Origin of the sequence: Aurantimonas sp. C2-5-R2 (assembly GCF_036549495.1) — a bacterium.
GTDB classification, from domain to species: Bacteria; Pseudomonadota; Alphaproteobacteria; order Rhizobiales; family Rhizobiaceae; genus Aurantimonas; species Aurantimonas coralicida_A.
Genome location: NZ_JAZHLJ010000014.1, coordinates 1 through 12,834, shown reverse-complemented (window position 1 = coordinate 12,834; position 12,834 = coordinate 1). Strand labels below are relative to the sequence as shown.

Below are 12,834 nucleotides of genomic sequence, written 5' to 3'. Positions count from 1 at the left end.
AGCGCATGCCGCCACGGCCAAGCGCTCTATCCAGACTTGCTTGTCGGGTTCGCGGGACTGGTTTGCGTCAGCTCGGGCCGAAAAAACAGTGCCGCCTTGAGGCTCTCGCCGATCCGGTCGGCCTTGAGATGGAAGATCGCGGCGATCTCGGGCGGGAAGCGGCGGCTCGTCGTCGCGCGCCAGATTCCCAGCCAGCGGTCGAACATCCCCGGATCAATCTCGTCAAGATGTCTGCGATGGGCGGCGAAGGGATTGCCCTTGTAGGCGCCCGAGCCCCGCATCACCGACGACCAGAACGCCGTCAGGCGCTCCAGATGCGCCGGCCAATCGTCGATCGCCCGTTCGAAGATCGGACCGAGGACCGCGTCCTCGCGCACCAAACCGTAGAACTCGCCCAGCAATTCGCGAAGTTCGCTGTCGCTCACGGCGGGCTGCGCGTCGGACACCTGAAGCATCGGATCACCTGTCGCTCTGTCGGTCGCGTCCTAACATGCTGGACTAAACATGCAAATGGAATATATGTTTTAGCGACCAGATCGAAGGCGAGCTGTCGCATGCACCTCACCCGCTACACCGACTATGCGCTGCGCGTTCTGATCTACTCGGCTGCGCGGCCGCATACGCTCTGCTCGATCGGAGAGATTTCCACGACTTACGGCGTTTCCCATAACCATCTCACGAAGGTGGCCCACGAAGTTGGCAACGCCGGCTGCGGCTCCGCTGCCCGCCGGCGTGGAGGACTGACATGACCGATCTGATCCCCCTTTCCGCGGCCGAGGACGTGGAGGTCGATGGCGCCCAGATCGCTCATGCCTTCCATGTCCCGGTCCCGTTTTTCATGGCCGAGATGCGGCGCGGCAATGTGCGTGGCACGGTGGAACGCGGCGTCGGAGAGGATGCCGGGCGGCACCGGCTGATCTTTCGTTATCGCGGACGGAAGCTCGTGATCCTCCGCCTGCCTGACGGACGCCTTGTCACCGAAGCACCGGACGACCCGACATCCGCGCCGGACACGCGCGGGTCGTAACGAGGCCCGTCGTGGCTGCGCGCTGATCTTCGCGGCGATGCTCGCGGTCGAACTTGTGCCGATGTATCGGCCCGCCCGGCCACCGGTGCGTGAGCCGGTCTGAGCCGACTGCCAAACCCGCCGGCTTCTGCTATGCCAAGCGGACGTGACGAAGGGGAGACGATGATGGACGAGACCGACGTGATGCCGCGGGGCGACCTCACTGTGCGCATTCCGGCGATGCCCGCCGACGCCAATGCCAATGGCGACATCTTCGGCGGCTGGGTGATGTCGCAGATGGATCTGGCCGCCGGCATCCGCGCCGCGGAGCGGGCCCGCGGCCGGGTCGCGACGATCGCCGTCAATGCGCTGACCTTCAAGAAGCCGGTGAAGATCGGCGACACGCTCTGCGTCTATTCGTCGATCGAAAAAATCGGCCGAACCTCCATCACACTTGGCATCGAAGCCTGGACCAAGGCCCGCGCCTCCAACGCGCGGACCAAGGTGACCGAAGGCACCTTCGTCATGGTGGCGATCGACGACAATGGTCGCCCGGTGGCGATCCCGGCGGAAACGCTGGCGGAGTGAAGCTTTTGTGCCGGCCGTCCGCCGCGCCGGTCTTGGCGCGGCAAATGAGCCGCGCCGTCGCCGAAGCCGGCTAACTCAATTCTTCGGGAAGTCGGTCGCTTCGCCGGTGGCGCGCCATTCCTCGATCTCCGCCAGCCGGGCCTTCAGCTGCTGGGTAACCTGCTCGACGCCCCAGGCGCCGAGCACGAGATGGCGGGGTGGCGCGGCGTGCTCGGTCAGCGCGATCATCGCCTCGGCGGCACGCACCGGGTCGCCGGGCTGCGTGCCACTTCCCTCGCTCGTGCCCTGCATGCGTTTTCCCGCCGTGTCGGCATAGTCGGCGATCCGGTTCGGCGTCTGCTTCAGCGAGCGACCGGCCCAATCGGTGCGGAAGGGGCCGGGCTCGACGGCGACGACCTTGATGCCAAGCGGCGCCGCTTCGGCGGCCAGCGCGTCGGTGAAGCCTTCGACCGCGTGCTTGGTGGCGGCATAATATCCCGAACCCGGGAAACCGATGAAGCCGGCGACCGACGAAATGTTGAGGATGTGACCGCCACGCTGCTCGCGCATACCCGGCAGTACGACCCGCGTCAGTGCAAACAGGCCGAAGACATTGGCCTCGAACATATCGCGAATTTCGCTGTCGGCGCCCTCCTCGATCGCGGCTTGGTAGCCGTAGCCGGCGTTATTGACGAGGACGTCGACCCGACCGAAGCGCTCCTTTGCGGCCGTCACCGCAGCTGCGATTTCATCCAGCTTGGTCACGTCGAGAGAGACGGCCAGGGCGCGATCCTCCGCGCCGTCCACGAGATCGGCGACACGCGCCTTGTCGCGCGAGGTGACGACAGCCCGCCAGCCACGCTTGAGAACGGCTTCGGCGAGTTCGCGGCCGAAACCGGTCGAGCATCCCGAGATGAACCACACGGGCGTGGATTTTGTGGTCATGCTGTGCCTTCCAATATCGGGGAGAGCGCCACATGCAGCGCAGGGCGATGGGATCCGAAAGATAAGTCAGACAACCCATCGCACAAGGCGGACACTGCGGTCACAGGGCTGGACACGGCCAATCCGCACGCCACGGCTGACTCGGGGCAGCGCGAGGACCCATCTTGATGCCAGCGCCCGGGCGGGTATCTGCAGTCATCCCCGCCCCAATGGAGCCCACCGATGATCCAGACTCTCGTCCGCGACTATGGCCACATCCATCTGGGGATCGGCCTTCTCGGCAATTTCCTGTTCGTGGTCGGCTCGGTGCTGTTCTTCAAGACATTCGAGGCCTGGTACACGGTGGCGGTCTGGATGTTCGTTCTCGGATCGACCGGCATGTTTCTCGGCTCGGTCGGGCAATTGCTCAAGACGCTCTACGAGGCCGAAGAACGCCGGCGGCGCTGACAACGACCCGGCGCCGTGGATTTTCGCCCGACCGCCCCCTACTTGCACACCCCACGTCGCCGGTTCTTGGCATCCAGATGCAGATGGTCGGCATGCGCGCGGTTGTACCCGGGTCCGAGGACGGTGCCGAAATAGCGGCAGCCCGACTGCCGCACGCTTTTCTGAAAGCCCTTCTGCCGGAACGAGAAGAACCCCTTCTTCTCCACGTCGAAGGTGCTGCCGTCGGCGAATTTGAAGCCGCGCACGTCGAGGGCGTTACCGCTGGCGTGCTCGCTGATCGTGCGTGAGCCGGCGATGCGCGAACAGCGATAGGACGAGGCGTTGAGCACCGCCGTCGGCCGGGTCCATAGCCGCCAGCGTGCGGCTGGCTTGACCTCGTCCTCGACCCATTTTGAAATGCGCGCCGCCGCGGGGCAGTTCAACGTGGCCGCCGGCTGCATCCGCACGCCCTTGGCAATCTCCAGCACCTTGACCGGATAGGAGATGCCGCAGCCCGCGCCCTTTCCGACAGGCGCGACGTCGACGAATTTTACGCCCATTTGTCGCAATGCCTTGCGACACATCGCCTCCGACCGCGGCAAAGCGGTGTAGCCGCTCGGCGCCTCCTGTTCGAGGCGACCGCGTCCTGGCACTGTGTCAGGGCGTCGCGCGGGTCGCGGTTGGCCGCCCAGCGAGGCCACAACGCCCCGATGCGGCACCAGTTGCGGCGACAGCGCCTCGCGGGACGCGGTCTCCGGCGGCGGGATCGCACCCGGCGTGACGCGCTTGAGGCCTTGCCAGGGATCGTCGACGGAGTCGGCGGCGCCGAAGCGCGCGGGATCGGCGTCGACTTCGCTCGGCGCATCAAGCGGCGGCAGGGCGGCCGGATAGGTCAGGGCGGCAGGCGCCTGGCGCGTGGCGGGCACGAAGGATGCGTCATCCGTTGAGGCACGAGCCCGGCTTCGTCCCAGCAGATCGTCGAGGAGCGCTTTGTCATCTGCGGGCGCTGCCGCCGGAGCCGTCGCCGGCGACATCGGTTGCTGTGGCTGGGAAATCGGAATGTCTTGTCGACCGACACTGCCCACGCTCGGCGTGTAGCCCTCACCAGCCGCCGGCAGGCGGCCGCCCCAGACCATCGCGCCGCTGCCGCTCTGGGCCAATGCCCCCGAAGAAAGGCTCGCCGCCGTGAAACAAACGGCGGCGAGCGCAACTCTGCGCCATCCGCTTTTACGCAATACCATGCGATGGCCTTTCGTCTTCCGCGAAACTCGAGCGGGACGAGGAAAACCTATCGGCGTTTGGTAAGCGAAGAATGAACGGGACGCCGAAAAGCGTCGCTGCCGACAGGCGCGACGCTCAGCCCGCAGACATCTCCGGCGCGGCATCTTCGGTGGGACGCGAAGCGGCGGCTTGGGCTGGCGGAGATGCGGCGCCGGTGAACAACAGCGCCGCGGCCAGCCAGCCAGCGGCCGCCTTGCGGGACGACCGCCGGGGGGCTACCGCCGCCGATTCCGCGACAGCGTCCCGGGACTCCGAATTCTCATGGGCAATGCGGAGTTGCCATATGGGCGCGCCGGAAACGATCCGGCCGGCCGGGAAACCGGCGGCATACTGCAAATCGATCAGGGGGAGCGAGAAATCGATCAGGGGGAGCGAGTCGTTCTTCATGACCCGAGATTCGCGCACCGGCTCTGAACCGAGCATGAACGGATGCGCCGCAGGAAGCGCAACACGCTCGATAGTACGACGGCGCGACCGAGCAAACCCGCCAGCCTGCGTCCCGCCCGGTCACACAGTCGGCGAGTGTCCGCCCTCGAAAATCGGCGGGCCGGCCGCGACTTTCGTGAAACTCGCGCGCCCGAGCCACCGCTAGCGTATCCTCGCAGAAGCGAGCGGCATTCGGCGACGAGGCAACGACGATCGGCTGATTCTTTCGGTTGACAGCTACGGAAACTTGCGGTTGTATCAAGTTGATACACTTCCGTTGACGCAATAGCCCATCCTGTCTTTTGTCGAGCCATGAATGAAAAAATCAGTTTATATCCGTAAGCTTTGATTTAATACTTCCCTTGCGCAATATCAAAATATCGGGAGGCGTAAACAATGCGTATGTTTCTGATTTCCGTTGCCGCTGCGGTCAGCACGTTGGCGTTGTCAGCTGCCGCTGACGCGAAGACGTTCACGCGGAAGATCGTTGAAAACAACGACAAGTGCTATTTGGTCGAGTATATTCCCTCGACCTACATATTCAACACCAAGGGCAAGAAAGTGAGCGGCGAAAGCCGTAGCTGGGTCGGAAACATCGCCGATGGTGCAGTGATCATCAAGCGACGCAATCCGGCCGTCTACATCCAGACTCGCAAATTGCTCGAGCAGGACCACTACACGCTCGTCGCGCAGGGTTGCTGACGTTTCGGAGAGGGAGCCCCTGGGCCTCCTCTCCCCCTTTCCTTTCGCGCGCATCGGTTGGAGATGAATGATGGCCATCGGGCTGCTGACTCTCATGGCGGGACTGGCGATACCCTTCGCATCCCCGGATATCGATGCCGCTCCGCTGCCCATAACCGCCGACCTGAGCATTGCCTTCGAGTTCGTAGAGAAGGCAACCGGCTACGATCTCAACGCCCTCATCCGCGACCGGCTGAGCGAGGAAGTCAGTACGGTCCCGCTCGACAGTTGCGCCACGATCGATATTGGCATCGGCGGTGAAACCCTCTTCGGCGAGCCGGTGGCATGCGACGATGAACGCTATGTTTTCGATCTGGTGGGTCGCCACGTCATCGTCAGCGGCGTCAAACGCGATCATCCGCTCAGGGATGTCGAGCCCGGATATGTCATCCTGAACGGCGTGCCGCTGCTCGTTGAAGATGAGGAGCGCGTCATCGATCCCGCCCCCTCGCCGACTTGGCAATTTCCCTGATCCCGAACCGAAGGCTTTCGTTTTCCCTCTTCAATCCGTTTAAGATCGGCAGGTGTGCGATGATGAGAACGCTACTCAATCCGGCGGGATCTTTGGAAAAACGGATTAAACCAACCTGCGGCAATAGCGGTGTCTCGCACGGGCGTTCCTATAGGACGGCACTGTTGTTGGCCGCCCTTGTCCCGCTCCTCGCCGCATGCCAGTTCGACAGGCCGGGCGCCCGGGCAGCTCGGACGTTGACGAACGAGCGTATAGCGGCGGCGCCGATGCGGTCGTCCACGCCCTTCGGCTACGCCGTACGAACCGCCTCGCCGCGACCGGCGACCATTCTCAGCCTGCACTTCGAGTTGGTGGAGCAGGCGCAAGGCTACGACCTTAACGCGGTTGTCCTCGACCGCTCGACGGGCTCGCTGCACACCGCGAAGATCCGGCGCTGCAAAACCATCGACCTCGACTCCTTCGACGCCAGCAGCCGGAGCCTTTTCGCCACGCCGGTGCTCTGCGACGGCCGCTCCTATTCCTTCGATACACTCGGCGAGCGCGTCGCTGTCGTCGGTCCGCGCCGCAATTATATCCTGCGGGGCCTGCCAGCCGGCCATGTCGTGCTCAACGGTGTGCCGCTACTGATCGAACCGCGCGGACATCGCCATCCGGCCCCCGGCCTGCGGGACCGGTCGAGCCGACAGATTCCCTTCACCATCCAGTAATACCAACCTGCGGTGATAGGGACCTCTTACGGCGCCGAGCGGGCTTGTCCGGCCAGGAGCGCCGCATCGCGCGTCGCCCCGCTCCCTGCCATGAATCGGCGATCGTCCCGGTCGAATGGAATTTTATCACCGCAGGTTGGTAGTCAGTAGCCGCCTGGGGTTTTCCGATTACCGTCGTCGCATCCCGCATGACGATGAACAACCGGAGATCGGGGCGAGACCGCATTCGTAGCCGGCGCTCGTCCTCCGTCTCTCGCCGGCTCGACCTTTACCGACCCCAGTCATCTCTGCCGGATCGGTCGAACAGGGGCCGCCCCCCGATCCGCTCAGGCGGGTCACGCTTGCACGCGGCCCCTTGCCTCGTCTGCATTCGCCAAATGCACTTCGGATGGGGCTTCGCCTCCGCCATGACTTATTTAGCGTTAAAGCGGCGCATCGAATTGTCTTCTCTCGCGAATCTCAGTAGTAACCACCCGATCGAAAAAGCCTGATTCAATACGGGCTATCGTTTGAATATTTGCAATTCTTTTTCTCCTTTCGACGTTAGCTCTACGTAACATAAATTGGATTGATGCGATCTCAGATCGAGTTCCCCATGCTTTACCGCCCCGCTATTAGTCTTTTGCTTGTGCTGACGCTGACAGGGTGCGCCGCCGTCCCAACGCGGTGCTACGTCACCCTCTCGGCCGCGGGCCAGCCGAGCGCGGAGGCCTGCGAGAGCGGATCGCATCTGCGTGTCCGGCCAATCACCCCCGAGAACGCGGCCTACTACGCGCCACCCTACGTCCTCGCGGCACTGGCGAACGAGGGGTATCTGTCCATGTCCACGACCGACTCCGGGGACGAGCTACCGACTGTGAGGCAGTCGGAGGCCCCCGTCTTCTCCGTCGATGATCAAATCGTCTACGACCACGCCGTCGGCGACCGCCTGCCGATCTTCTCGCTCGCCATCCCCGCTCTGTCGCTGTCGATCGAGCTCAGCCTGCCGCGCAACGAGGCCGCATCGCAGGCGCAATCCTGGACCGACCAATCAGGACCTCCGTTGCCGAAAGGCTGACACGTCTGTCTATCGGCGCGATCCGGCGGCACCGCCTTCGCACGCTGTCGGCCGATCCATCGCGTCGCCCGCTTTCAACTCGCCGTCTTGGTCTCTATATGTTCCGCCATGGCTTCCCGACCCAAACCGACCCGCCCGCGCCCGCCCGCTAACACCGCTGACGAGCCGCCCTTCGATCCCAGCGCGCCGGCCCGGCGCGGATCGTTGCAGGATTTCGCCGACGCCGCCGAACCCACTCGGCCGGCCGGTTTCGAGGAAGCGCCGCAGGCGTCCTTCGACGGTGTGCCCGCCGGTCCGCTCTCGGGCTGGGCCGACGAGATCGCGCAAGCAGCCACCGTCGACGCCGAGCGCAAGGCGGACGCCGAGCCGAAGGGCAAGGTTACCAAGGCGAAGACCCCCAAGTCCGCCGGAGCGAAATCGGAAAAACCCCAAAAGACCTCCCGCGGCACCTCGATGGGCGCGACACGCGATCCCAAGCAGCGCGCCGCCGCCGGGCTCAATCCCGTCGCCGGCCTCGACGTCTCGCTGGAGGATGCCGGCTCGCTGCCCGAGGGCGGCGTCACCGCCACCGTCGACGCGCTGACCAAGCTGATCTCCGAGGGCAACCCGCTGCTCAAGAACGGTGAGATCTGGGTGCCGCACCGCCCGGCCCGGCCGGACAAGTCCGAGGGCGGCGTGCCGTTCCGCATCGCCTCGGATTACGTGCCGAAGGGCGACCAGCCGACCGCGATCGCCGATCTCGTTTCCGGCATTTCCGATCACGACCAGACCCAGGTGCTGCTCGGCGTCACCGGCTCCGGCAAGACCTTTACCGTCGCCAACGTCATCGAGAAGACCCAGCGCCCGGCGCTGGTGCTCGCCCCCAACAAGACCCTGGCGGCGCAGCTCTACGGCGAGTTCAAGAATTTCTTTCCCGACAACGCCGTGGAGTATTTCGTCTCCTATTACGACTACTACCAGCCCGAGGCCTACGTGCCGCGCTCGGACACCTATATCGAGAAGGAATCCTCGATCAACGAGCAGATCGACCGGATGCGCCACGCCGCAACCCGCGCGCTGCTCGAGCGCGACGACGTCATCATCGTCGCCTCGGTCTCCTGCATCTACGGTATCGGCTCGGTCGAGACCTATACGGCGATGACCTTCCAGATGGCGATCGGCGACCGGCTCGACCAGCGCCAGCTTCTCGCCGACCTCGTCGCCCAGCAATACAAGCGCCGCGACATGGACTTTCAACGCGGCAGCTTCCGGGTTAGGGGCGACACCATCGAGATCTTCCCCGCCCATCTGGAGGATCGCGCCTGGCGCATTTCGCTGTTCGGCGACGAGATCGAGACGATCCAGGAGTTCGACCCGCTCACCGGCCAGAAGACCGACGACCTGAAATCCGTCAAGATCTACGCCAACTCCCATTATGTCACGCCGCGTCCGACCCTCAACCAGGCCGTGAAATCGATCAAGCAGGAGCTGAAACACCGGCTGGTGGAGCTGGAAAAGGCCGGTCGCCTCCTGGAAGCCCAGCGGCTGGAACAGCGCACCCGCTTCGACATCGAGATGATCGAGGCCACCGGCTCCTGTCCCGGCATCGAGAACTATTCGCGCTATCTCACCGGCCGCCAGCCCGGCCACCCGCCGCCGACCCTGTTCGAATATCTGCCCGACAACGCCCTGGTCTTCATCGACGAATCCCACGTCACCGTGCCGCAGATCGGCGCCATGTATCGCGGCGATTTCCGCCGCAAGGCGACGCTGGCCGAATACGGCTTTCGGCTGCCGTCCTGCATGGACAATCGGCCGCTCCGCTTCGAGGAGTGGAACGCCATGCGGCCGCAGACCGTCGCGGTCTCGGCCACCCCCTCCTCCTGGGAGATGGAGGAGGCCGGGGGCGTCTTCGCCGAGCAGGTGATCCGCCCCACCGGGCTGATCGACCCGCCGGTGGAGATCCGCCCGGCCCGCTCCCAGGTCGACGATCTCATCGGCGAAATCCGCGAGGTGGTCGCCAAGGGCTACCGGGTGCTGTGCACCGTGCTGACCAAGCGCATGGCCGAGGACCTCACCGAATATCTGCACGAGCAGGGCATTCGCGTGCGCTACATGCATTCCGACATCGACACGCTGGAGCGCATCGAGATCATCCGCGACTTGCGCCTCGGCGCCTTCGACGTCTTGGTCGGCATCAATTTGCTGCGCGAGGGCCTCGACATTCCCGAATGCGGGCTGGTCGCCATTCTCGACGCCGACAAGGAAGGCTTCCTGCGCTCCGAAACCTCGCTGATCCAGACCATCGGCCGCGCCGCCCGCAATATCGACGGCAAGGTGATCCTCTATGCCGACCGCGTCACCGGCTCGATGGAGCGGGCGATGGCCGAGACCAGCCGCCGCCGCGAGAAGCAGGAGGCCTACAACACCGAGCACGGAATCACGCCGGAATCGGTGAAGGCGCATATCGCCGACATTCTCGATTCCTATTACGAAAAGGACCATGTCCGCGTCGATGTCGGCCCCGGCGCCAAGGAAGGCGCCCTCGTCGGCAACAACCTCAAATCCCATCTCCAGCATCTGGAAAAGCAGATGCGCGACGCCGCCGCCGATCTCGACTTCGAAACCGCCGCGCGCCTCCGCGACGAGATCAAGCGGCTGCAGGCCAAGGAGCTGGAATTCGGACCCGATATGGGCCGTGGCGGCCTGCCGGGCGAAGGCGCTGATACAGAAGCTGCTTCGTCTCCCCAGGGGAGAGAAGGTGCCCCGAAGGGGCGGATGAGGGGCGGCAAACGCGACGGCTCAGACCTGGCCGACGCCGACGACACCCTCGCCGCCGCCGCCGCGATGGAGGAGGACTCGATCTCCCCCGTCACCGGCCGCTCCAAGCATGGCCGCAAGACCAAGCGCGACCGCGCCCCCGCCGGCGGCGAACGGTTTGGTCCGCGCGGCGAACCGCTGAAACCACGCGGTCAGGGTTCCGACCGCCGCCCGGCGCCGCTGGCGCGAAAGGGTTCAGAAAAGAACGCCGAGCCCGAAGTCGGCGCGGCGCCTTCTTCGCCCCCGGGGGGAGAAGGTGCCCCGGAGGGGCGGATGAGGGGGCCCGGCGAAGCCGGTTCCTACTTCCAGAAACCCTCGCTGGACGACATGGGCCCCGGCACCGACACGCCGACACCCGATCGGCCGGAGCGCCGTGGCGAAGGCTACTTTCGCAAGAACAGCCTCGACGAAATGACCGTCGGCCGCACCGAAAAGCCGGCCGGCAAAACACCGCCGACGAAGCCGAAGCCGGACGTGACGGGCGCGGCCCCCTCCGACGACTCCCCTGCCCCGATCCGGCGCGAGCGCATCGGCCGCGGCTCCTACGAGGACCCGGCCGACGAGAAACGCCGCAAGCGCCGGCCCGGCAAGACCGGCCGACCGGGGCAGTAGGGAGCGAACAGCGCGTCGTTGGGCTTCGGATAACCGTTTCTTCGTCATCCCGGCCTTGGGCCGGGATCCACTCCATCCCGTTCGAACCGCCAATCCGTCACCGAACGGGATGGGGATAAAAGTTGCGGCATGGATCCCGGCTCAAGGCCGGGATGACGAAGCGGGGAAGTGCGCCCACCACCCACCCACGCCAGCGGTAGAAAAACCGCGACACCGCGCCTATTCTCAGACCGAACTGGTATGGGAGCGATCATGACCCGACTTGAACAGATCGAACAGGACGTCGCCGGCCTGTCTCCCGACGAGTTGGCCCGGTTTCGCGATTGGTTCGAGGCCTACGCCGCCGAGCGCTTCGATGCGGCGCTCGCAGCCGATGCCGAGGCTGGCCGGCTCGACGCCCTGGCCGACGCCGCGTTGGAGGATTTCCGCGCCGGCCGGTCGCGCCGCCTTTGATCCATCACGCGACGCCGGCCTTCTGGAATGCCTATGACGGCCTGCCGCGGGCCAGGCGTGCCTTGGCGGACCGCAACTTCGCGCTTCTCAAGCGAGACGCGCGGCATCCGTCACTGCATTTCAAGCCCGTCGACCGGTTTTGGTCGGCGCGGGTCGGCCTGCGCTACCGCGCCTTGGCGGTCATCGAGGGCGACGCCTGCATCTGGTTCTGGATCGGCAGCCACGCGGATTAGGACCGCCTGTTCCGGCGATGATCGTCAGCCGCACCGAAAAGCCGGCCGGCAAGACGTTGCCGCAAAAACCGGCACCGGACGCGAATGGCGCGGCCGATTCTTTCCGCCTTGGGGGAGAAGGGTCCGAAGGACGGGCGAGACAAGCTGCTCGCCCGGAAACTCGGAGGGACGGATGAAGGGGACCGAGCGTAACGAGGCCCCCGCCTGCGTCGCGAGTGCGCTTCGGCCGCTACCCCCGTCAGTGGAGGAGAGCTTTAGCAGCGGAGTAAACGCTTGCGCCTCTCCGGGAACGGATTAGACCAAATATTGGAGATCCGTAATTGGATCAGGCTTCCTCGATCGAGATTTGCTTAAAGACTTCGGCGATAGGAGCGGGGCAGAAAATCGGGTAGTCATGGAGCACAGAACTGACAACCTCTGCCGTTAATTTACCTCTTCCATGATATTTTCTTAGAGGCCGTTTCGAAACCCTGCCAAGACCAGCCTCCATGGTTCACCCGGGACGCCCAAACCCGCGGAAATCGGGTATCATGTCATTGCGGAGCGACCATCCGAGGGGCCTTTGAACCCGCCGCAGTGAGTTTCGAAACGGACTCTTAGCGCCGGAAAGGCAGCAACCAGAAGCTCTTCAACTTTATGTCCCCTCAATTTTTGGTGGGCGGCACGAATTTCTAGCGTGATCCCGCCCTGATAATGGCTTGGCGATAATCCTGCCGGTGCGTCGACCGGATACGGAATCGCGTCTTGTATAGCGTTAGCTAGTTTCTGCAGCGCACATGTATCGAGTTCTCCCAATCCCGCGAAAGTGACGGTCACCCCCTGCGGAGCGTTTCGATCGCGGATTAGCAGAGCGCAGACTAGGAGAGGGTCCAACAACAAATTGTCCAGCGCATAATGCGTGCCCTCAGCCACGACTTTCACTCGTCCCTGAACGGAATTCTTGCCGTCCCAATCCACAATTCCGTAAACGGACAAGTTTCCGCTGCGAGCGAGATCCGCAACCAATTTCTTGACGACTGCGCACCCTCCGTGCCAATGACGATGAGACATCGACCACCCGGGAATTTACCCTTGAGGGCGCAGGTAACGTATCGACATGGTAATGCCCC

General features: G+C 64.4%; 15 protein-coding genes. 11 read left to right on the top strand and 4 right to left on the bottom strand.

Features of this window, described 5'->3' with window-relative positions; translation table 11 throughout:
* Window positions 1–26: 26 nt before the first annotated feature.
* A complete protein-coding gene (locus VQ044_RS08930) occupies window positions 27–455 on the bottom strand; it encodes a group III truncated hemoglobin (protein WP_327646790.1) in 429 nt (142 codons plus the stop codon).
* A gap of 99 nt (window positions 456–554) precedes the next feature.
* Between VQ044_RS08930 and VQ044_RS08925 the strand changes: the two genes are divergently transcribed.
* The 3 genes from VQ044_RS08925 to VQ044_RS08915 all read left to right on the top strand — a co-directional run bounded on the left by VQ044_RS08925 (window position 555) and on the right by VQ044_RS08915 (window position 1,594).
* Complete coding sequence (locus VQ044_RS08925) at window positions 555–749, top strand: Rrf2 family transcriptional regulator (protein WP_327646789.1); 195 nt, start codon at window positions 555–557, stop codon at window positions 747–749.
* On the top strand, window positions 746–1,027 hold the full coding sequence (locus VQ044_RS08920) for a DUF6522 family protein (RefSeq protein ID WP_327646788.1): 282 nt from the start codon (window positions 746–748) through the stop codon (window positions 1,025–1,027). Before VQ044_RS08925 ends, VQ044_RS08920 begins: the two co-directional genes overlap by 4 nt.
* A 162-nt stretch (window positions 1,028–1,189) precedes the next feature.
* Window positions 1,190–1,594: an acyl-CoA thioesterase gene (locus VQ044_RS08915; protein WP_442872893.1), complete on the top strand. Its 405-nt coding sequence runs from the start codon at window positions 1,190–1,192 to the stop codon at window positions 1,592–1,594.
* A 75-nt stretch (window positions 1,595–1,669) separates the two neighbouring features.
* Here the strand turns inward: VQ044_RS08915 and VQ044_RS08910 are convergent, their stop codons facing one another.
* Window positions 1,670–2,518 (bottom strand): oxidoreductase, encoded by an 849-nt coding sequence (locus VQ044_RS08910; protein ID WP_327646786.1) that lies wholly within the window; start codon window positions 2,516–2,518, stop codon window positions 1,670–1,672.
* 222 nt (window positions 2,519–2,740) lie between these two features.
* Between VQ044_RS08910 and VQ044_RS08905 the strand changes: the two genes are divergently transcribed.
* Window positions 2,741–2,965 carry a YrhK family protein gene (locus VQ044_RS08905; RefSeq protein WP_327624484.1) on the top strand — a complete coding sequence of 75 codons (225 nt, stop codon included), beginning with the start codon at window positions 2,741–2,743 and terminating at the stop codon, window positions 2,963–2,965.
* A 38-nt stretch (window positions 2,966–3,003) separates the two neighbouring features.
* Here the strand turns inward: VQ044_RS08905 and VQ044_RS08900 are convergent, their stop codons facing one another.
* Both VQ044_RS08900 and VQ044_RS08895 read right to left on the bottom strand, forming a co-directional pair.
* On the bottom strand, window positions 3,004–3,870 hold the full coding sequence (locus VQ044_RS08900) for an extensin-like domain-containing protein (RefSeq protein WP_327624485.1): 867 nt from the start codon (window positions 3,868–3,870) through the stop codon (window positions 3,004–3,006).
* A 430-nt stretch (window positions 3,871–4,300) separates the two neighbouring features.
* Entirely contained in the window at window positions 4,301–4,612 is a 312-nt protein-coding gene (locus tag VQ044_RS08895; protein ID WP_327624486.1) for a hypothetical protein, read from the bottom strand.
* Window positions 4,613–5,047: 435 nt separating this feature from the next.
* On the opposite strand from VQ044_RS08895, the gene VQ044_RS08890 reads away from it, so the two are divergent.
* From VQ044_RS08890 to VQ044_RS08860, 7 genes are all read left to right on the top strand, one after another.
* On the top strand, window positions 5,048–5,353 hold the full coding sequence (locus VQ044_RS08890; RefSeq protein WP_327624487.1) for a hypothetical protein: 306 nt from the start codon (window positions 5,048–5,050) through the stop codon (window positions 5,351–5,353).
* Between the two features lie 70 nt (window positions 5,354–5,423).
* Window positions 5,424–5,864, top strand: a complete 441-nt coding sequence (locus VQ044_RS08885) for a hypothetical protein (protein WP_327646785.1) — start codon at window positions 5,424–5,426, stop codon at window positions 5,862–5,864.
* Window positions 5,865–6,028: 164 nt separating this feature from the next.
* Window positions 6,029–6,571 carry a hypothetical protein gene (locus VQ044_RS08880; protein ID WP_327650909.1) on the top strand — a complete coding sequence of 181 codons (543 nt, stop codon included), beginning with the start codon at window positions 6,029–6,031 and terminating at the stop codon, window positions 6,569–6,571.
* Between the two features lie 595 nt (window positions 6,572–7,166).
* Entirely contained in the window at window positions 7,167–7,628 is a 462-nt protein-coding gene (locus tag VQ044_RS08875) for a hypothetical protein (RefSeq protein WP_327646782.1), read from the top strand.
* Window positions 7,629–7,736: 108 nt separating this feature from the next.
* The gene (gene uvrB, locus VQ044_RS08870) at window positions 7,737–11,039 is read left to right on the top strand and encodes an excinuclease ABC subunit UvrB (RefSeq protein WP_327646780.1); all 3,303 of its coding nucleotides are present in this window, start codon (window positions 7,737–7,739) and stop codon (window positions 11,037–11,039) included.
* A gap of 252 nt (window positions 11,040–11,291) precedes the next feature.
* Window positions 11,292–11,492, top strand: a complete 201-nt coding sequence (locus VQ044_RS08865; protein ID WP_327646778.1) for a hypothetical protein — start codon at window positions 11,292–11,294, stop codon at window positions 11,490–11,492.
* Window positions 11,489–11,725 carry a hypothetical protein gene (locus VQ044_RS08860; RefSeq protein WP_327646777.1) on the top strand — a complete coding sequence of 79 codons (237 nt, stop codon included), beginning with the start codon at window positions 11,489–11,491 and terminating at the stop codon, window positions 11,723–11,725. Before VQ044_RS08865 ends, VQ044_RS08860 begins: the two co-directional genes overlap by 4 nt.
* The last annotated feature ends 1,109 nt before the right edge of the window (window positions 11,726–12,834 follow it).